We start from the raw sequence: 20,686 nt of genomic DNA, 5'->3' as shown, positions 1-20,686 counted from the left end.
GGAGGGTCAGCACCGCAAACTCAATTAACTAAATTCAAATAGCTGTTCTGTAGAATTTAGTACAGGCAAAACGATCTGACGCTGGTGCGTACCGACCGTTTTGCGGTCAGCATTGCAAACTGCACAATTAACTGACCGTTTTGCGGTCGGCACCCGACGCAGGAGGGTCAGCACCGCAAACTCAATTAAAACAATTCAGATGGCTGCTCTGTAGAACTTAGTACAGGCAAAACGATCTGACGCTAACGCGTACCGACCGTTTTGCAGTTGGTCTGCCGCCCCTATCTTTGTCCAAACTTTCAAACCACATGCAACCTGAACAAAATAATCCGTTTGCCGAAGGAAAAGTACTGCTGATCAGTAAGCCATTGCACTGGACCTCTTTTGATGTTGTGCGTAAAATACGTTCCACCATAAAAATAAAAAAAGTGGGCCATGCCGGTACCCTTGATCCTTTGGCTACGGGATTGCTGATCGTATGCACCGGAAAGTTCACCAAAAAAATAAATGAATACATGTCCAGGGAAAAGGAATACACCGGTAGCTTTACCCTGGGAGCATCAACGCCAACCTATGATCTTGAAAGCCAACCGGAAAATTTTAAAGACTACGATCATATAACAGAAAACCAGTTGCATGAAGCCACAAAACAATTCACCGGGCAAATTCAGCAGCTTCCTCCGGCACACTCAGCCATTAAACAAGGCGGCAAGCCTTTATATGAAATGGCACGCAAAGGCATAGCTGTAAAACTGGAACCAAGAACCCTGTTCATAAAAGAATTTGTAATTACCCGTATAGAATTGCCCGAAGTATATTTTAAGGTGGTATGTTCTACGGGAACGTATATACGCAGCCTGGCGCATGATTATGGGAATGCCTTAGGATGCGGTGCTTATCTCAGCAGCCTGTGCCGTACAAGAATAGGAGAATTTACATTGGAGGATGCCATGAGCATGGAAGATTTCCGGGAGATGACAGAAGAGATGAAGCGGTGAGATGCCAAGTTGCAGGTGGTAAGTGGTAAGCTTTAAAATGGATATCCTATACCGAACTGGAAGGCGGGTCTTCTCATGTTGGAAGTAATGAACCACCCATCGTTCTGTGGCTTTATGTATTCATCCGATGCGTATAAGGGGTCTTTTAACCGCCAGCCCAGGTCGAACCGCAACAAAAAGAATTTAAAATCAAACCTCAATCCCGCTCCCCCCGCTACAGCAATATCTTTATATAACCTGCTCAGATCAAATACAGCATATTTAAATTCGGGGCTTGAAGATCTTCTTACCCAAACATTGCCGATATCTGTAAACAAAGCCCCGCGCAACCAGTAACCATATACCGGAAAAATATCAAACCTGTATTCAATATTTCCTTCCAACTGAATATCGGCATACCTGTCGTCAAATCTTTTTTCCACAACTCCCGGCGGGTCGGTTGTAATGGTACGAACCCTGAGCGTATCGTAAAAAATACTGGATCCCGGCCCTAATTTACGCAGTTGCCACCCGCGCATACTGTTGGGACCGCCAGCAAAAAACTGCCTGAAGAACGGAAGCGAAATATCTCCCTGCCTGTTCTCGGTTTTAAATCCAAGCCCGTAACCTGCAAACACCCTGTAGGCCCACATGGATTTGGCATGTGTAACATAATGTCTGAAATCTGCGCTTAGCTTTATAAAGCGGTATAACTGGCCAAGCGGCTTGTCATTTTGCGTTTGTTTTTTAAATAAGGCACCTATAAGCAATCCCGATTCTTCACCATATAACCTCAGGTAATTGAATATCCGTGGATTTGAGGTATTAAATCTTCGGGTATACGTTCCGTTAATACCCATAATAAGTCCGTTATTATAAGAATACGAGAGGAGCGGATAATCCCTTATCAACTGTTCAAAACCCAGATCAATATTATAAATGCGGGTAAACTCAATATTAGGGAACCTGATCTGCCAGTTGATGTTTGCTTTTTTCTGAAATTCGTACCCCAGGTATGCATTCAATGTATTGATCTTATAATATCTGTACCGGTCTATATACGATCCGTCCAGGTTCACATATGTTCTGGCACTTAAAAAGTCTTCCTGGTTTTTTATTTTAAATGGCGTAAGCAACCGCGGAAAAATAAGCCTGTTGCTCAACCCCATCTCTGTAGAAAGTATCTTGCTGAAGTCAGTAAATTCAATCCCTGTTCTCAATACATTTTCCAGTTGTAATGCCTGCCGGGCAACATTCCTGTTCTTTAGCTGAAAATTGAAGGCGAGTCCTTTATTGCCGGCATTATACAGTTGATTTTGTGCCGACAGTATACTAGAACCTTCAAAGTCGGCGCTGAAAAAATATTTTTTTGCCGGTACCATGCGTATAAAAAAATCTACTGCCGGCTCAATGGAATCCCGCGGACGGGCATTGATCGTAACATTCTGCCAGGCTTCAATACGGTTGAAGTTGAGGAGCGTTTTGTTGAAATCTGCCGCACGGAAAAGTTCACCGGGTTTCAGCGCAATTCTCTTTACCAAAAAAGACGGCTTAAAAAGATTGTAACGGCTGTAAATACTGTAATCTCCGTATTCGGTATGATTAAGCCCCCGCCGGATGCCTGTCATCAGTTCTGCAGGCTCATCGGGCAAAATCACAACCCTTCCCACATTATACAATTGAGTAATGGAGCTGTCTTTTAAAGGAATTTCCAGGATGGCAATATCCATTGTAGGGCTTTCATATTTCTTACGGGCTTCTACCTGTAGCTGTATCTGCTCAAAAGGATCTGCAGAGGCATCTATTAAAGATACATTCACTGTATCCAATTGTGCCTTCAGCATCTCACGGTTAATCCGGTAAAAGCCGTTGTTGCGGAATAATTCGATAAGACGATTCAGTTCTTCATCAATTTTCTGATTGCTGAAGGGTTCTGATTTTTTTAACAGCGATTTATCCTTATTCTCATCAACCAGCCTTTGCAAAGTGGTGTCGATGAAGTGATAACTTATGGAGTCTATGCGAAAAAGGCTTCCGGCATTGACATTATAAACTACTTTCAGGCGGTATTGATCAGGTTTTTCATTCCGGATAACGGTATCCACCTTGCTCCATTCTGCCTCTATATTGCTCCGGTAATAGCCGTTATTGTGCAGCAGGTTGTTCATATTCTGAACCGATCTTTTTACATAGCTGCTATCGAAAACTGCGGGGCGGCTTAAAACATGGCGGACAAATAAAACGCTTTTAAAAACGGGTTTTACGCTGTCCTCGATCTGGGTCTCCAGTTTATTTTCCAGCACGTTCTTCTCTCCAGAGCTCATTTTCCCGTTAATATGAATTTCATTCTCAAAAACGAAGGGCTTATAAGGCTGGTATTTTTTAACTACGGTGCATGATGATGCCAGTCCTAAAATGATTATAATGAAACAAAGATGATTGAAGGAAGAAGAATGCATTTTCATCCGTATATTTTTTAATTTGCCGCTTTCAGCGCTGATAATCTGCCGGATGCCTGCCTGGCCGGCAGACAGGGAACGTCTGTATACATTCCTTTTGTGAAAAAAAAAATTAATTTGGCATTTCGTTGGCGAATCAGGCATAAATAAAAATAAGGATGCTCAGCAAATCAAGGGTCAAATATATCCAAAGTTTATACCATAAAAAATTAAGGGATGAAGAAGGCTGCTTTGTGGTTGAAGGACCCAAAATTACGGAAGAATTCCTTTTGCATGCGCCGGATGCCATACTTTCACTCTATGCTGTTAAAAGCTGGTTGAACGATAATGAAGCACTGATAAAGCGGGTTGACTCTTCAGGCGTTTTTCTCATAGAAGAGGGCGACCTGAAAAAAATATCTTCCCGCAGCACGCCCAACCAGGTCCTCGCCATTGTAAAAAAAAGGGAAGAAAGGCATGAAGTTCCGGCTCCCCCCGGCATTTTTTTAATGCTCGACAGCATCCAGGACCCCGGCAATTTTGGCACTATCGTTCGCATAGCCGACTGGTTTGGCATTAGCAGCATCCTGTGCAGTAAATCGTGTGCAGATCTGTACAATCCCAAAGTTGTTCAGTCAACAATGGGCAGTTTACTGAGGGTAGATGTTGTATATACAGAGCTTACTGACTGGTGTAAGCAAAATACCGGCATTGCCATATATGCGGCAACATTGCACGGAAAACCAGTATATGAGTGTTCCCCTGTACAGAATGGCGCACTGCTCATGGGCAATGAGTCGAAAGGTATCCAGCCGGAATTATTGCGCTTCTGCAAAGAACAGCTAACCATTCCACGAAAAGGAAAGGCAGAATCGCTCAATGCGGCTGTGGCCACCGGTATACTGCTATCACATCTTGTAAAACAGGGATGAGCTATCAGCCAGGTAACTTATAAAGTGTATTTTTTATGAAAAAGAAAAGCTGGTAAAATTTGCAATTGAAAAGATCCGGGACCGCATACCCCTAATTTTAAATATTGCCGAAGGCTCAACACGTGAAGCAATACGGCAGGCGGCATTGGCCAAAGCATGGGGCGCTTACGCTTGAAAAGCTGGCACTGGGAGCCGATGGACTGGTTGCAGGGTTGGTATGCGCTTTCCTGCAGAAACCGTTGAACTGTACCGCATGGTAAAAGAAGGGAGATATGAAGAAGCATTGTTGCTATACAGGTGGTTCGTGCCCCTGCTCGAACTGGATATTCATCCTAAGCTGGTGCAATACATTAAACTGGCAGAAGCGCAAACCGGTATCTGCAGCGAGTATGTAAGAGCGCCCCGCCTGGCGCTGGTTGGTGAAGAAAGAGAACAGGTGCTGAAGGTGATCTGCACTGCCTTAGCCTCCCGCCCGGTTATCGGTGGAGCATGAGGGAAGGCAAAGTGAGAGATGAGAGAAGTTAGACAACAATCACTCACTATTCACAACTCACTATTCTCACCATTCACAACTCACTATTCACAACTCACTATTCACAACTCACCATTCACTATTCACTGCTCTTCACTCTTCACCACACCCACTCACTAAAATCCCGTATCTTGGCGGATCAAAAAAATAAGGAATGAACGATATTGACAGGGTAATGCAAAACGCGCAGGATGCGTTTAACAGTTATAAGATCCTGACCCCGGCACAACGCGCCGGCTTTTTAAATGAAATAGCGGCAGAAATTGAAGCGGCGAAGGCAACGCTGATACCGGTGGCTCATGAAGAATCAAACCTTCCGCTCCCCCGCCTGAACGGGGAACTCAGCCGCACTACGAACCAGTTGAAATTGTTTGCGCGCCTGATTGAAGAAGGAAGCTGGGTGGAAGCCGCCATTGATACTGCAGATAAAACCAGAACACCTCCCAAACCCGATACCCGTAAAATGTTGTTGCCCGTAGGTCCGGTGGTGGTTTTTGGTGCAAGCAATTTTCCTTTTGCCTTTTCCACCGCGGGGGGCGATACCGCCAGTGCCCTGGCTTCGGGATCTCCGGTGGTCATTAAAGGCCATTCGGCTCATGCCGGAACTTCACAACTGGTTTTTGAAGCCATACAAAAAGCGATTGTAAAAACAGGTGTGCATCCTTATACGGTACAACATGTATTGGGGTCGGGCAGCACGGTGGGGAAAGCGCTTGTGATACATCCTTACACAAGCGGTGTAGGCTTTACAGGCTCGTTTAGCGGAGGCAAAGCCTTATGGGAATATGCCAACCGGCGCGAAACACCTGTTCCTGTTTTTGCAGAGATGAGCAGCATCAACCCCGTCGTTTTCCTACCTGATACACTGAAGCAAAACGCAGTTGCCCTGTCTAAAAGCTATGCTGCATCCGTTACGCTTGGCATGGGACAATTTTGTACCAATCCCGGATTGCTGCTTGCTGTGCAAAGTGAAGCTTTGGATAATTTTCTGTCGCTGCTCGGTGCAGAGATCAAACAGATCATCCCCCAAAAAATGCTGCATAGCGGCATCCATGCATCTTATCATAAAGCATTGACCAGGGCATTATCTCAAAAAGGCATTGAAAAGATAGGAGAATCCGAACAGGAGGCTGGTGAAGGAGAGGCCTTTCCTACAATAGCTAAAGTAAAGGGAAATATTTTTTTACAAAATCCGCATTTCCGGGAAGAGGTTTTTGGCCCTTACTCCTTAGCAGTTTGTTGTAGCAGCAAAGAAGAGTTAACGGCGGTATTGAAACAACTGAAAGGGCAGTTGACCACTACCGTTATGGCCACCGATGCCGACATTGCCGCCAACCGCGATATTATTGATTTACAAACTACCCTTGCGGGAAGAATTATTTTAAATGATGTGCCTACAGGCGTTGAAGTATGTGCCAGCATGATTCATGGCGGCCCCTACCCCGCTACCACGGACGCAAGGTTCACTTCGGTTGGAACTACTGCGATCAAACGCTGGGTTCGGCCGGTATGTTTCCAGGGATTTAACGACAACATGCTGCCCGATGCGCTGAAGAACCCCAATCCCCTGAATATATGGAGAATGGTGAACAATGAATGGACAAATGCGGCAATATAAACGGGTTGCACAGCCAAAAGATGAAAAAAACGTTTTTCTGTATTGAAGGCCGGGCAAGGATTTACGGTTACAATACCATTACAATTGATCCCGAAGATGATCCTTACGCTTATGGCTTCCAGGTGATATGAAGTGGTAAGTGATAAGTAGTAAGTGGTAAGTTCGCGACCTGTCTACTCACTATTGACTATTGACTATTCACTACTTCCCCTCTCCCCGTTCTGTCTTATCTTTGCGTTTTAATCTATTCATTACTTCAATCTTACCGTCATGAGCCTGGGTTATTTCAACTATCCTTTGCCGGTTAACGAACCTGTACTGAATTATGCAGCAGGCAGCGATGAAAAAGCCATCTTAAAAAAAACATTGTCGGAACTCAAAAAAGAAACGGCTGACATTCCCATGTATATCGGCAGCAGGGAAGTGAGAACAGGAAAGAAGGTTGCCATTCATCCGCCGCACGAGACCGGTCATGTATTAGGCTATTTTCATGAGGGCAACGAAAAGCATGTACAGCAGGCTATAGACACCGCACTGGCGGCTAAAGCTGCATGGGCGGATCTGAGCTGGGAGAACAGGGCGAATATCTTCCTGAAGGCTGCCGATCTTATAGCCACAAAATACCGTTCATATATGAACGGCACTACCATGTTGGGCCAAAGTAAAAATGTTTACCAGGCAGAAATTGATTCAGCATGCGAGCTCATTGATTTTTTACGGTTCAATGTACATTACCTGTGCGAAATATACAAGCAGCAACCTGTTAGTTCAGCAGGTATCCATAACCGCATGGAATGGCGCCCGCTGGAGGGTTTTGTGCTTGCAGTTACTCCTTTTAATTTTACAGCCATTGGCGGCAACCTGCCCACTTCGGCCGCTATGTGCGGTAACGTGGTAGTATGGAAACCGGCCAACACACAGGTGTTTGCCGCCCAAATGTTCATGCGCATTTTAAGGGAAGCAGGCTTACCCGATGGTGTGATCAATTTGATCTATGCAGACGGGCCAGCTCTGGGTAAGGTTTGTTTTGCGCACCGCGATTTCGCCGGCATTCATTTTACGGGATCTACAGGCGTATTTAATTCCATATGGAAAAGCATAGGTGAAAACATCGCTTCTTATAAAAGTTATCCCCGTATTGTGGGCGAAACAGGAGGTAAGGATTTTGTTATCGCGCATAAAAGCGCTGATGCTGATGTTGTAGCCACCGCTTTGCTGCGTGGCGCATTCGAATTCCAGGGGCAAAAATGCTCGGCCGCTTCAAGAGCTTATATTCCCACCAACATTGCCGAAGAAGTAAAAAAGAAGCTGGTATCAGGCGTGAAAAGCTTTAAGATGGGAACTGTAGAAGATTTTTCCAATTTCATTAATGCGGTTATAGATGAAAAAGCTTTCGATAAGGTCAAATCATACATTGATAATGTAAAAAAAGACAAAAAAGCGGAGATACTCGTGGGTGGCAAATGCGATAAGAGCAAGGGTTATTTTATTCAGCCTACGGTAATAGAAGCAAAGGATCCCAAATATATTACCATGTGCGAAGAAATCTTTGGGCCCGTATTGACCATATATGTATACAGTGCGGGTAAGTTTGAGGAAACGCTGCAACTGGTAGATGAAACCTCCCGTTATGCATTAACGGGTTCTGTAATTGCGAAAGACCGTTCCGCTATTGAGCTGGCTACAGCCAAACTGCGTAATGCGGCAGGTAATTTTTATATTAATGATAAGCCTACGGGTGCAGTGGTGGGGCAGCAGCCTTTTGGCGGCGCAAGAGCAAGCGGCACCAACGATAAAGCCGGCAGTATGCTGAACCTGTATCGCTGGCTGAGCGCCAGAACCATTAAAGAAACCTTTAATCCACCCGTAGATTATGCTTACTCTTTTTTAGGTGAAAAATAAGTTACATTCGCTGTTAAAATATTCAGCATTGAAAACCATTCTTGATCCTTACCAGTTAAACCTCACCATACAGCGCCTGGCGTATGAGATCATTGAACGCCATAGCGACCTGGACAATACCGTATTGATAGGCATTCAGCCCCGGGGAGTTTTTTTGAGCGACCGGATAGCAGCTCATATCCGTCACCTGGTTCCTTCGGTTTCCATGCATTACGGCAAACTGGATATTACTTTTTACCGCGATGATGTGCGCAGCGAACTGCACGAAGCCAATAAAACAGATATTCCATTTTCAATTGAAGACAAAAAAGTAGTGCTGATTGATGATGTGCTCCATAAAGGCAGAACCATTCGTGCTGCGCTGGATGCGTTGCTTGCCTTTGGCCGTCCCGATAAAGTAGAGCTGTGTGTATTGATTGACCGTCGCTTCAGCCGGGAGCTGCCCATACAACCCGATTATTGCGGCAAAGCCATAGACTCCATTATTTCGCAAAAAGTAAAGGTAGAGTGGGATAAGGAGGAAGTGGTATTATACTGATAGAGGCCGCCAACCATTTCATTGACTGCTGAATATGATAGAACTCATCAAACGTACGAAACCGGTATATGCTGTATACAACTTTTTTCATAAGCGCCAACTGGCGCATAATATACCCCTGCTTAAAAAATTAGGGTTAAAGAAAAAATATTATTCTTCCCTGTCGAGCAAAGATTTTACCGGCCTGCCGGAAGGTATATCCGAAAGCATTACAACCGATAGACAAAAGCTTGCTGCATGCGCACTTTTCAGGAACATAAGCGACCGTGCCAGGGAAAGCCTTCTTTCCTTTGACGATAAAGGTTTTGCCATCATTGATCGTTATCTTTCTGTTCAACAGGCAGATGCCGTTAATGCGGAAATCGGCAGATTGCTGGAACAGCGAAAGCTGAAGTTGAATGAACGCAATAAGATCATGTTCGCCATTCATGCTTCCGGCCTGATATGGAATACCGGCAACAATGAGGATCTCAAAGAAGTGCTCTCCGCTTTACTTGGAGGTAAAGCGATACTTTTTCAAAGCATTAATTTTTTAAAAGGCAGCGAACAGGCAACGCATTCCGACAGTATCCATATGACTACTTTTCCATTGGGAGGTTTGTTGGGTGTATGGATCGCACTGGAGGATATCACGGATGAAAACGGGCCTTTGCATTATTATCCCGGCAGTCATAAGTTACCGTATTATCTGAACAGCGATTATGGTAATGAAGGAAATGCATTGTTCCTGGGAAATAAATCCTATGCCGATTATGAGCACATGATAGCTGAAAGGATCAAAGCCCAAAAGCTGGAAAAAGTAAAGTTTTTTGCAAAAAAAGGCGACCTCATCATATGGCATGCCAATCTCTTTCATGGCGGCGATCCTCATCTTGATAAAGAGAAAACCCGGAAGAGCATGGTATTCCATTATTTTAAAGAAAATGTGATCTGTTATCACGAAATAACCCAAAGACCGGCGCTGATCAAACAATATCGCTAAGGCATACACGAAATATGAATACCGAACCACAAATGCACAAATTGCCAGGTATATTTTATTTTCTGTTTTCTGTTATGCTTGTAGCAGGCTGCAAGCCGGTTGCGCAGAGATCCGTTACCGGCAAACCGGATGTTGAAAAGCAGGTGGCGCTGCAACTTGATCCCGGCAATAATAATCCCCGCAACAGTGAAGGAGATTTCATTACCTTAAAAGACGGGCGTATTTTTTTTATCTATACACACTATACCGGCGTGTCTACCAGCGATCATGCCCCGGCTTACCTTGCAGGAAGATCGTCTGATGATGGGGGAAAAACCTGGACGCCGGAAGATACGCTCGTTATTGAGAATGAAGGAGGCATGAATGTAATGTCGGTTTCCCTGCTGCGACTGCAAAACGGGAATATCGCTTTGTTCTACCTGCGTAAAAACTCGGAACAGGATTGTATTCCCCTGATGCGCATTTCAACGGATGAAGCCCAAACATGGAGTGATGCTGTTGAATGCATTACAGATAAAAAAGGGTATTTCGTTTTAAACAATAACCGTGTAATCCAACTGCAAAGCGGGAGGCTGCTGATGCCGGTAGCTTTACATGCAGCGCCCGGGAGCCAATGGCAAAACAAAGCCATATTGTATAGTTATTATTCGGATGACAATGGTATGAACTGGAAACACAGTAAACCGGTGCCCGACAGCACTGCGATCATTACGCAGGAACCCGGTGTAATTGAGCTTAAAGACGGGTCTGTAATGATGTTCATCCGGGCCAGTGGTGGCATGCAGCAATTGTCACGATCAAAAGACGGGGGTGAAACCTGGAGTCATATTGAACCTTCTGATATTAAATCCCCGCTATCTCCCGCTTCTGTTGCAAGGATTACGGCAAACGGGGATTTGGTTTTGGTATGGAACAATAATGATGGCAGTGATACCGCAACCGGAAACAAACGCACGCCGCTGAATATAGCTGTATCGAAGGATGAAGGAAAAACCTGGCAGAACATCAAAACAATTGAGAGCGACCCCGATGGCTGGTACTGTTATACCGCCATTCATTTTTATAAAAAGTATATTCTATTGGCCTATTGCGCCGGTAGTCAGTCTAAAAAAACGCATTTATCGGTAACCCGCATAAGTCGCATTAACCTGCGAAATCTTTACCGCAACCATGAATAGTATTGGTCTGCGCAACCATTAGAAGTATTTCATCGCATATTTCAAAACTGGCCACCGGAAACTTGTATCCGGCATGATTTTATTGTAATTTAATATCCCGTCCCTCCATTATTCCTTTTCTATGAATGGTATCTGAAATAATATTTATTAACAATTAAAGATTACATCATGAAAAAGAACATGTATGGCTACATGCTTATGCTTGTAAGCGTAACGCTTTTTTCCTGTACAAAAAGCAATTTAATGCACGATGATGTTGCTGCAAGTGCCATGCAAATGGCCGACAAAGAAGCCAATGGTGGCGGTCCTTATGTGCTCAATATGGTGATTAAACTCAGCGGGAATAATGAAGTGCCGGCTGTTTCCACCACAACAAAAGGCGTTGCACATTTACGGGTAAGCGTCAGTAAAAAATTGTATTCTAAAGTTATTGTTCAGCGTTGTATGGTTTTATAATTTTGTAAAATGATAAAAAACGGCGTCTGCCGTGTTCTCATGTAATATTAAAGTGTCGTTTATAATTTTATCTACAACATAATTAGCAGGATAACCTAGCTTATCAAAAAAGCTCATAATAAAAGTAGAATCACCATTCGTAAATGTACCTATGTTTTTAATCCAGTTTATTGTTGTATCTGTGATGATAGCTCCTTTATAAGATACCTCAATTTTGTTATTGTGATTAAATTTCCAAAAAGAACTATCGTAATACTGCATGCAACTTCCGCATATACCCCCTTTGCCGTAATGCAATTTCCATTTACCTTGAATGTAAGACTGAATAGTTCCAAGGGGCTTGTCATATAGCGTTATATTCAAAGCATTGTTTTCCTTTTTACATTGGGCAAAACAAAATATTGTCAATATAGAAACAATAATAAATGAGACGTGCAGATGCTTTTTCATAGCAACACTTTATCCAATGACATATTAATATTATAAAGTATTGCATTGCTGTACCGGTGTGCACCTACACTTACAAACAAAAACATCCTTTTAAGCAGGCGACTTCTAAAACCGGTTAACGTTCAATAACGCCTTACAACACGCTTTTCTCAAACCCTTTACTGTGAAATAAAAACGGCATAAGAAAAGTAGCGCCAATGCCCATAATAATGATAACGCCCAGCAATAAACCCCTGAACTGCACGGTCATTTCATGATTTACAGAACGACTCACGCCTTCCGCCTGCCAGGCTAAAAAAACGGTAAGGAGAGAAAACAATATGATAAAGATCAATTCTCCTTTTCCTGATGCTTTGGTGAGTCCGAAATAGATGAGCCCAATTACAATAAAAAGGATGTTCACTCCAAAAATAATCGAAGCTACGTTGATAATATCCGTAGGCATAAATCCGGTTTCAGCCCGGTAAATAAGGTTATAGGTTAAGCAAACGAAAGTGCTGACGATACCCACAAAAACGCCTGTTAGGAATGCTTTGGAAAAAGGGGTTTGCAAATTTTCGTGTTCCATTATATATCATTTAAAATTTGAAGGATACTGCAGTCCGATACAAAAAGCAGGACAATAATACCAGGCAAAGTTATACTATACAGCTGCAGCACTGCCCCGGATGCATGAATAGCGGCTGAACAATTGCCCCCGGACACGCTTGAAACGCTGAAGCAACAGGTGTAACACCATTGGTTAAGCTATTGTTATTGCACAAACAGTTCAGGAAATGGGCGCTGATGAATATTCCCCGGTTCAAAATCTGCTTATGCCTGTCTTTCCTGATGAGGTTTTTGATGCCGTTTCCCATGTTCCTTTCAAAAGCAGTTCCTGCTTCGGCAAACCGCAACGCAAAACCAGGCCCAGACACGCTTTGCGGACAACTGATCATACATAGCCGGAAATTTCGTATTTTTGAAGAGATAAGGGAAGAGATTCATCACTTTTCCTGCAATTTCATCACCTGAAAAAACAATCAGTTAAACATAAGCAAAAATCATATTTATGGCAGAAACCTGGAGTAAAAGAGAAAGAGAAAAGAAAAAACAACAAAATAAAAAAGAAAAAGCCGAAAGAAAGCAGGAACGGAAGGAAAATGCTAAATCTGGCAAGAGTTTGGACGACATGCTTGCTTATGTAGACGAAAACGGCAATTTTTCATCCACACCTCCCGATCCACGGAAAAAAGTGAATATTAATGCAGAAGATATTCAAATCGGTGTTCCGAAACGGGCAGAAATTGATCCTGCAGATCTGATCCGCAAGGGGATTGTTACCTTCTTCAACGAATCAAAAGGCTACGGGTTTATTAAAGACAAAGAAACGCAGGAAAGTATTTTTGTACACGTGAATTCGTTACTGGAGCCGGTGAAGGAGCACAGTAAAGTAACCTTCGAGGTTGAAATGGGACCTAAGGGCGCCAATGCGGTTAATGTTAAGCTATCTTCCTGACACCTGCCCGTTTCGCGCTTCCCCTCTTTTAGCTGGTTGTCAAACTCCGCTGCAACAAAATTATCATCCGGTCACCGGGAGGAATGCTTCCTGTTGTTGTTCATTTAAAAATCAGTAAAATTCCATGGTGCACGATAAGCCCTCGATATCATAAGATTGGCGAAATCATCATCAAATTTCTCTTTTTTGGGATTCCACTTCAATGGCCGTTGCAGTTCATAAGCAATATTTACCGCGTTGCATACTGTTGCTGTACGGTGCCCGATCTCCACATCTGCCACCGGCTTCGTTCTTTTTTTAATGGCAGTGATCCAATCCTGGTAATGATTTTCGCTATGGTATACTTTTTTGTCGGATGGCTTTAATTGCAGCTTAACAATATTTTCGGGGTTGGATCTCAAAAAAGACCTTGATACCTCTATTGTACCTTCCGTGCCTATGAACTGGATCGCATTTCCTTCCCCCCATTGCTTGTGATTAACAACAATACCATTGACATAAGTAAAAGACAAGCCGGATTGCGCTGCCGGGGCGGAAGGCGGGTTAAAGGCTACCGGGCCTGAATCGTCCATATCTAAAGCCCATTGTACGATGTCGAACATGTGGGCCCCCCAATCGGTAATGTATCCTCCGCCAAAGCCTCTGTAGCCGCGCCACCAGGCCCATGAATTGTCTTCTATAGGAGGCGACAAAGTTGGATTATAACCCCTGTACAGCGACGGGCCGATCCACATGTTCCAATCAAGGTATTCAGGAACGGGCAGGGAGGGTAAATCGCATTGCTTTACAGGCTCCCCTACCGAAACATTGATCTCTTCCACCTGTCCTATATAGCCGTTCAGCACAAGTTCAACTGCCTGCCTGAAATTATATTGCGAGCGTTGCATGCTTCCGGTTTGCAGCACCCGTTTGTATTTGCGCACCGCATCTGTCATCGCCCTGCCTTCAGCGATCGTTAATGCCAGTGGTTTTTCGCAATAAATATCTTTACCGGCTTTTGCTGCATCAATGGCTATCTGTGCATGCCAGTGGTCTGGAGTAGCCACTATTACAGCATCAATATCTTTACGCTCCAGCAGCTCGCGGTAATGGACATATGCAGTTACATCAGCGTTTGCCTTTTTCGCATTAGCAGCTTTTGCAAGTGTTACAAAATGGTCCAGTTTCTTTTTATCCACATCGCAGGTGGCTGCCACTATGGTTTCCGGAACATTGTTTATTGCTTTTAACAACCCCCTTGCCTGCTTTCCGTTACCGATATAACCCAGGTTAAGATGGTCATTGGGCGCCACGTAACCTTTTCCACCCAATACATGCCTGGGGATAATTGTAAATGCGGCTCCGGTCATTACCGCCGACCTGATAAAATCCTTTCTGCGCATAGCAATCTTTTTTTATAAAAGTAATGTTTTTCACCCAATACAACACTGGCAGGTGAATTGGGATCAGGAAGCAGGATTGGCAGTCAATTTGTTTTGGTTCAGTATACGGTAAGGCAGGAAAAAGATACAGCAACAAGGATAAGATTTTTGATTGACATACTGCTTTTAAATTTCGGTATAGAAGTACCGTCAATGCACAGTTACCGTTATATTAAATCAGTCTTTTAAAGCTAACCGTTTTGCGGCCAAAGCGTTCTTAATTTTGGGAATAGTTGAGGGACCCAACCCGTGAAGTGCCAGCAGCTCCTTTTCCGAAAATGCCGAAACCTGCTCAGGAGTAGTAACGCCTTTGCTTTCCAGCGCACGCCTCGCGGGCGCAGAGAGAAGAGATAAAAATCCGTCATTGGCCTTGCGTTGCGCTTCGCAAACCGGGCAGGCAGAACAATCGCTGCTCTTATAATATTTGTGCCCTTTTTTACAAGTACGTAGTGTTTTGTCCGGCATTTGCAATTATTTCACTTTCAGGAATCGTAATGGCTGTCCCCTTCCGGAATTTTTTTGTAAAATGTTAGCACAGGAACGCCTTTGGTAAGGGTTTGATAAACAACACAATATCTTTCCGTTAACCTGGCCAGGCTGCTGATTTGTTCACTCGTTGCATTTGAAGTGAAAGCAAAATACAGGCGGATGGCATAATAAGTCAATTGTAAATTTTTGATTTATTGCCAATTATATCCCATTTCTTTTATTAATAATCTCAATACTTTTATCAATTAGTTCATCCCGGTTTGCTATAATCCCACTAACAGTGGGTTTACATTCAATATCTGGCAAAATTCCTGTTATTTGCGTTTCGCGTCCATCCGGGTAATAAATACCTAAACCGCTCATTGAAGTCATCACACCACCCGGCAAATAAAAATCGGAAACATTACCATCTGCTGCCGCCGTGGTACTTCCGATAATTTTTGAGTTGGGTACTGCGCGAAATGCCATTGCATGAAATTCAGATGTACTTTGAGTGTCTTCATTAACAAGTATTATTGTCTTGCCTTTATAAATATTAGCATTCTGTTTCCCAATCGTCATTTTAAAGAAAAAGGTAAATAACCCGGGATATTCCTGATTACCTTTAGAGGCTTTTACAAATGTTGTTGGAGTGTGGAATAAATAATCTCCAATACTCAGAATATCATCACCTGGAGGGTTTCGTAAATCCAGGATTAAACCTTTCGTATCAGAAACCATTTCCATTATTGCCGGAATATATACGGCTTTTATTGTCCATGGATTAATATAAGCAATGCCTGGGGCTACCATCTTAAAACAAGTATCTCTTTGTTGATATCTTTTAAAAAGATTGATATGCGATAATGGGTAACATTTAACATGTACAGTCCTCGCAATATTATTCCGTCTGAATCTTATCACAATCACAGAGTCTCTGGTTCGCAACAAGTCACGCCCGATTTCCCTGAGTTGAGTTGTATAATTTGAAGCGGGAGTATACAATAACCTTTCTTTAATGATAAAGTCAATTGTCTTATTGTTTATTTCTTCTATGATATCTCCTTTCTGAAGTTCGAGGCCTTTCCCTGGGTATTCCTTTTTACCGAGATATTCATCCAGGTAATCAGTTACAACTGCTTTATGCTCAACAAACCGTATTTCAAATGGAGCACTTTTAGTTCCCTTGTACTTAGCCAGTGTTTTATCTTCGGGAACATTAGCATGCGTATCATGAATACGGCTGGTTAAAGACAAAATAGTTAATTTATATGTAGTCTCGTCTGAAGCGTTTATAAACTTTGGTATAAATTCTTTTAATACACTATCCCATTGAATAAGATTTCTGTAAGGGTAAAAATATTGAATTATATTCCAGTATCTGAATAGTGCGAGTAAGCGATAACCAGTATCCGGATACTTTAATTCAGAATATGCATTTTCATTTTTAAATACAGGGTTGGGTATAGCGGTATCAAAACTAACATAATAACTTATGTCCGGCCTTTTTGCATTTTTAATCAACTCCAGTTGCGAAATTAATTTTTTACCGATATCAGGCGATTTAATCCAGCTATAATCGGGTTTTATTTTAATCAGGGATGTATCTGTCTTATTATAGTCTCCCTTTTCAACTATCCCTAATGTATCAATCCAATTAATAATTATTTTATCGCATTGTGCCTTGTTTTTACTAAGCAAAACTTTGGACATAATTTTGAAAAGCTCATAATCCCAATCATACTTACCCCCGCAAACCGCGGGGTGATAATACTTTAAATAACCCCAAACTTTTCCTAAGACAGTTAGGTTTTCAAGATGCGAAGCGGTTAGACTAATAGAAGAAATATTAGATTTTTTACTGAAGCGATTGTTCGTACTTACCTGGGTAAAGGCATTACAACAACAACTAAAATATAAAAAAAATAAAATAAATAATTTCATATATTTTGGCAAAATCTTAATCTGTATTTTAAGATTAGTAGCTATTCCAGATTGTGATAAGCTGCTCACAATTTAAAATGCTTTTTTAATTATTTAAAGATATTTTCATACACTTGTTAAATCAGAAATGAAGCCGTTTAGGATTGATCAATAGTATTACCGGACGTACAGGGGAGTGACACAACGGTTGCTGATAGTAGCACTATAGTCTGCAACAAAAAAATAAATTAGAGATTTCAATTACATGTTGTTTTGTTATCCGCGGCTCAATATCATACAAACCTGCCGAAACTCATAGCCGCAAATAGCTGAAATATAAAACCGCTTTCGTAACTTGCTGCCGTGAAACGGCTTACCGGTATAATATTGCTTTCTATGCACCTGCTGGCATTTACAGAATGTCACCAGTTGCTGCGCATTCCTTACTTAATGCAGCATTTTCAGCAGCACCGCGCAGCCGACCCCAACATGAACTTCAGTACATTTATTCAAATCCATTACCTCAGGCCCATTGTAGTTACCGATGATTTTAAGCAGGACCAGCAACTGCCTTTCCGGAACGTGGATTGCCACATGCTCAGTACCACGGTTTGCATCTACGAGCCTGTTACAGTTGAAATTGATGCACCGGTTGAAATACCGTCTGTATTTTTTTGTTATAACGAAACCAACAAGCCCCAGTTCTCATCGTTCGATATCTTTCAGCCCCCGCGCCCGGCCTGCGTAATATAGACTGACCATTATTTACAGGCCAAATCATTTTACATGTTAAATGCTATTATTCGCTTTTCCGTAAGGAACAAGCTGATCGTAGGTTTATTTACCCTGGCGCTCATGGTGTGGGGTATTGTAGACCTGAGAAACTTACCGGTTGACGCCCTGCCGGATTTTACCAGCAACCAGGTTCAGATCATCACTGTATCGCCTTCATTGGCCGCCCCTGAAGTGGAAAGACTGATCACTTTTCCGCTGGAGCAGGCCAATGCCAATATTCCCGGGTTAAAGGAAATGCGTTCCATTTCAAGGTTCGGTTTGTCGGTTGTAACGGTTGTATTTGATGATGATACCGATATATACTGGGCCCGGCAGCAGGTAGGCGAAAGACTTAACCAGGTGCGGGAGCAAATTCCATCCGGGGCGGGCAATCCCGAACTGGCGCCGGCTACAACAGGCATCGGTGAAATATACCAATATGTTTTACGACCTAAAAAAGGATATGAAGGGAAATATGACCTTGCGGAGCTGCGATCCATGCAGGACTGGATCGTACGGCGGCAATTATTGGGCACACCGGGTGTTGCCGATGTGAGCAGCTTCGGTGGCTACCTGAAGCAATATGAAATAGCGGTACAGCCCGATCACCTGAAGAGTATGAATGTTACTGTTGCCGATGTATTTGAAGCGCTGGAAAAAAACAACCAGAATTCCGGCGGGGCTTATATTGAAAAAGGTCCTACAGCATTGTTTATCCGTACAGAAGGATTAGCCGGCACAACGGAGGAGCTTGAAAAGATATTTGTTAAACATACCACATCGGGCATTCCGGTTTACCTGAAAGATGTGGCCGAAGTTCGTATAGGCCATGCTATACGGTACGGCGCCATGACTTACAGAGACCAGGGTGAAGTAGCAGGAGCTGTGGTATTGATGTTGAAGGACGCCAATGCCTCTGAAGTGATAGAGAATGTAAAAGCAAGAGTAGAACAGATCCGGAAAACCCTGCCGGCAGACATAGTGCTGGAAACTTTTTATGACAGGACCAAGATGGTTGACAATGCCATCGGCACCGTAAAAACAAATCTTCTTGAAGGCGCCCTTATCGTAATATTTGTGCTGGTATTGTTCCTCGGCAATTTAAGGGCGGGTTTGATTGTGGCATCCGTCATTCCCCTGTCTATGCTGTTTGCCGTAATTGCGATGAATATGTTTGGGGTATCGGGCAATTTGATGAGCCTGGGCGCATTGGATTTTGGATTGATCGTAGACGGCGCGGTCATTATCGTGGAGGCGGTATTGCACCGGCTTTCGCACAGCAAATCCTTTGCGGGCATCAACCGCATTACACAAAGCCGGCTGAACGAAGAAGTGGAATCTTCGGCAGGTAAGATGATGAACGCCGCAGTGTTCGGGCAGATCATTATTCTTATTGTATACCTGCCCATTCTTACACTTACAGGCATTGAAGGGAAAATGTTCCGTCCCATGGCGCAAACCGTTTCTTTTGCGCTGATTGGCGCCTTTTTGCTTTCGCTCACCTACGTGCCTATGATGTCGTCGTTATGCCTAAGCAAAAAGCTTTCGCATAAAGACACATGGGCCGATAAGATGATGAGCGTATTGCAGGGATGGTATAAACCTTTACTTAAAAAAGCGCTGGCTTTCCCTAAGGTGGTGGTGGCAATGGCTGTTGTATTGTTTGCAGTAGCGGTATTGATCATGAGCCGGCTGGGTGGCGAATTTATCCCTAAGCTGGAGGAGGGTGATTTTGCTGTGGATGCCCGTTTGCTTACCGGCAGCTCGTTAACCGAAACCATTAAGCAAACGCAGAAAGCAGCAGCTATTTTACAAAACCGCTTCCCGGAAGTAAAAAATGTAGTAACCCGTATCGGCGCCAGTGAAATCCCTACCGATCCGATGCCGCTCGAAATGACGGACATTATGATCACCTTAAAGCCAAAAAAAGAATGGACATCCGCTTCATCTTTTGACGAGCTGGCCAATAAAATGAGCAGGGCGCTGGAAGAAATACCGGGCATGACCAATGGTTTCCAGTACCCCGTACAAATGCGGTTCAACGAGCTGATATCGGGCGCGCGGCAGGATATAGTGTGCAAAATTTTTGGAGAGAACCTGGACAGCCTTTCGGCCTATGCCAATCAAATGGGCAATATCGTTTCTACCGTAGCGGGGGCCAAGGACATTTATATAGAAACCGTAACAGGGCTTCCGCAGGTGGTTGTTACCTACAACCGCGAATCCATGGCGCACTATCAACTGAATATATCGGATGTAAACCAGTTGATACGTACTGCTTTTGCCGGTGAAACAGCAGGCATCATATATGAAAATGAACGACGCTACGACCTTGTTGTGCGGCTGGAGGATGAAGGAAGAAAAGACCTTTCCGATGTGCAGCAACTGCTGATCCCCACTCCTGCCGGTTTACAGGTGCCGTTGTACCAGGTGGCATCGGTTGATATAAAAGAAGGCCCCAACCAGATCCAGCGTGAAAATGCGCAGCGCCGGATCATTGTAGGCTTTAATGTAAGGGGAAGAGATGTGGAATCGGTAGTAAATGAACTCAGTAAAAAAGCAGACAGCCGGTTAAAGTTGCCTGCCGGTTATTATATTA

General features: G+C 43.4%; 21 protein-coding genes. 14 read left to right on the top strand and 7 right to left on the bottom strand.

Features of this window, described 5'->3' with window-relative positions; all coding sequences use genetic code 11:
* Window positions 1-308 precede the first annotated feature (308 nt).
* On the top strand, window positions 309-998 hold the full coding sequence (truB, locus tag PLH26_RS02560) for a tRNA pseudouridine(55) synthase TruB (protein ID WP_324584414.1): 690 nt from the start codon (window positions 309-311) through the stop codon (window positions 996-998).
* Window positions 999-1,030: 32 nt separating this feature from the next.
* Here the strand turns inward: truB and tamL are convergent, their stop codons facing one another.
* Window positions 1,031-3,442, bottom strand: a complete 2,412-nt coding sequence (tamL, locus tag PLH26_RS02555) for a translocation and assembly module lipoprotein TamL (protein WP_324584413.1) — start codon at window positions 3,440-3,442, stop codon at window positions 1,031-1,033.
* Between the two features lie 152 nt (window positions 3,443-3,594).
* Between tamL and PLH26_RS02550 the strand changes: the two genes are divergently transcribed.
* The 10 genes from PLH26_RS02550 (at window position 3,595) to PLH26_RS02505 (ending at window position 11,553) form a co-directional block, all read left to right on the top strand.
* Window positions 3,595-4,347 (top strand): TrmH family RNA methyltransferase, encoded by a 753-nt coding sequence (locus tag PLH26_RS02550; protein ID WP_324584412.1) that lies wholly within the window; start codon window positions 3,595-3,597, stop codon window positions 4,345-4,347.
* A 19-nt stretch (window positions 4,348-4,366) separates the two neighbouring features.
* Entirely contained in the window at window positions 4,367-4,522 is a 156-nt protein-coding gene (locus tag PLH26_RS02545) for a dihydrodipicolinate synthase family protein (protein WP_324584415.1), read from the top strand.
* Complete coding sequence (locus tag PLH26_RS02540; RefSeq protein ID WP_324584411.1) at window positions 4,452-4,607, top strand: hypothetical protein; 156 nt, start codon at window positions 4,452-4,454, stop codon at window positions 4,605-4,607. The genes PLH26_RS02545 and PLH26_RS02540 overlap by 71 nt, the downstream gene beginning before the upstream one ends.
* Window positions 4,601-4,840, top strand: a complete 240-nt coding sequence (locus tag PLH26_RS02535) for a hypothetical protein (RefSeq protein ID WP_324584410.1) — start codon at window positions 4,601-4,603, stop codon at window positions 4,838-4,840. The genes PLH26_RS02540 and PLH26_RS02535 overlap by 7 nt, the downstream gene beginning before the upstream one ends.
* A gap of 193 nt (window positions 4,841-5,033) precedes the next feature.
* Window positions 5,034-6,497 (top strand): aldehyde dehydrogenase (NADP(+)), encoded by a 1,464-nt coding sequence (locus PLH26_RS02530; protein ID WP_324584409.1) that lies wholly within the window; start codon window positions 5,034-5,036, stop codon window positions 6,495-6,497.
* 270 nt (window positions 6,498-6,767) lie between these two features.
* On the top strand, window positions 6,768-8,399 hold the full coding sequence (gene pruA / locus PLH26_RS02525) for an L-glutamate gamma-semialdehyde dehydrogenase (RefSeq protein ID WP_324584408.1): 1,632 nt from the start codon (window positions 6,768-6,770) through the stop codon (window positions 8,397-8,399).
* A 28-nt stretch (window positions 8,400-8,427) separates the two neighbouring features.
* On the top strand, window positions 8,428-8,937 hold the full coding sequence (gene pyrR / locus PLH26_RS02520; protein ID WP_324584407.1) for a bifunctional pyr operon transcriptional regulator/uracil phosphoribosyltransferase PyrR: 510 nt from the start codon (window positions 8,428-8,430) through the stop codon (window positions 8,935-8,937).
* A gap of 34 nt (window positions 8,938-8,971) precedes the next feature.
* Window positions 8,972-9,919, top strand: coding sequence for a phytanoyl-CoA dioxygenase family protein (locus PLH26_RS02515; protein WP_324584406.1), 948 nt, complete (start codon window positions 8,972-8,974; stop codon window positions 9,917-9,919).
* Between the two features lie 41 nt (window positions 9,920-9,960).
* On the top strand, window positions 9,961-11,097 hold the full coding sequence (locus tag PLH26_RS02510) for a sialidase family protein (RefSeq protein WP_324584405.1): 1,137 nt from the start codon (window positions 9,961-9,963) through the stop codon (window positions 11,095-11,097).
* A 168-nt stretch (window positions 11,098-11,265) separates the two neighbouring features.
* Entirely contained in the window at window positions 11,266-11,553 is a 288-nt protein-coding gene (locus PLH26_RS02505) for a hypothetical protein (RefSeq protein WP_324584404.1), read from the top strand.
* Here PLH26_RS02505 and PLH26_RS02500 read toward each other — a convergent pair.
* Both PLH26_RS02500 and PLH26_RS02495 read right to left on the bottom strand, forming a co-directional pair.
* On the bottom strand, window positions 11,548-12,003 hold the full coding sequence (locus PLH26_RS02500) for a hypothetical protein (protein WP_324584403.1): 456 nt from the start codon (window positions 12,001-12,003) through the stop codon (window positions 11,548-11,550). The genes PLH26_RS02505 and PLH26_RS02500 overlap by 6 nt on opposite strands.
* 133 nt (window positions 12,004-12,136) lie before the next feature.
* On the bottom strand, window positions 12,137-12,571 hold the full coding sequence (locus PLH26_RS02495) for a hypothetical protein (protein WP_324584402.1): 435 nt from the start codon (window positions 12,569-12,571) through the stop codon (window positions 12,137-12,139).
* A 483-nt stretch (window positions 12,572-13,054) separates the two neighbouring features.
* Between PLH26_RS02495 and PLH26_RS02490 the strand changes: the two genes are divergently transcribed.
* Entirely contained in the window at window positions 13,055-13,501 is a 447-nt protein-coding gene (locus tag PLH26_RS02490) for a cold-shock protein (RefSeq protein WP_324584401.1), read from the top strand.
* Between the two features lie 104 nt (window positions 13,502-13,605).
* Here PLH26_RS02490 and PLH26_RS02485 read toward each other — a convergent pair whose 3' ends face one another.
* The 4 genes from PLH26_RS02485 to PLH26_RS02470 all read right to left on the bottom strand — a co-directional run bounded on the left by PLH26_RS02485 (window position 13,606) and on the right by PLH26_RS02470 (window position 17,403).
* Window positions 13,606-14,883, bottom strand: a complete 1,278-nt coding sequence (locus PLH26_RS02485) for a Gfo/Idh/MocA family protein (protein WP_324584400.1) — start codon at window positions 14,881-14,883, stop codon at window positions 13,606-13,608.
* A gap of 216 nt (window positions 14,884-15,099) precedes the next feature.
* Window positions 15,100-15,387 carry a helix-hairpin-helix domain-containing protein gene (locus tag PLH26_RS02480; protein WP_324584399.1) on the bottom strand — a complete coding sequence of 96 codons (288 nt, stop codon included), beginning with the start codon at window positions 15,385-15,387 and terminating at the stop codon, window positions 15,100-15,102.
* 17 nt (window positions 15,388-15,404) lie between these two features.
* Window positions 15,405-15,587 carry an OsmC family protein gene (locus PLH26_RS02475; RefSeq protein ID WP_324584398.1) on the bottom strand — a complete coding sequence of 61 codons (183 nt, stop codon included), beginning with the start codon at window positions 15,585-15,587 and terminating at the stop codon, window positions 15,405-15,407.
* Window positions 15,588-15,612: 25 nt separating this feature from the next.
* On the bottom strand, window positions 15,613-17,403 hold the full coding sequence (locus tag PLH26_RS02470) for a S41 family peptidase (RefSeq protein ID WP_324584397.1): 1,791 nt from the start codon (window positions 17,401-17,403) through the stop codon (window positions 15,613-15,615).
* Between the two features lie 273 nt (window positions 17,404-17,676).
* Between PLH26_RS02470 and PLH26_RS02465 the strand changes: the two genes are divergently transcribed.
* Window positions 17,677-18,066 carry a hypothetical protein gene (locus PLH26_RS02465; RefSeq protein ID WP_324584396.1) on the top strand — a complete coding sequence of 130 codons (390 nt, stop codon included), beginning with the start codon at window positions 17,677-17,679 and terminating at the stop codon, window positions 18,064-18,066.
* Between the two features lie 33 nt (window positions 18,067-18,099).
* Window positions 18,100-20,686 (top strand): efflux RND transporter permease subunit (locus PLH26_RS02460; RefSeq protein WP_324584395.1); only part of this gene is annotated, 2,587 nt, incomplete at its 3' end.

It is taken from the genome of Agriterribacter sp. (assembly GCF_035444585.1).
Taxonomy (GTDB): Bacteria; Bacteroidota; Bacteroidia; order Chitinophagales; family Chitinophagaceae; genus Agriterribacter.
The sequence above is the reverse complement of the archived record's forward strand: the minus strand, read 5'-3'. Positions and strand labels throughout refer to the sequence as shown.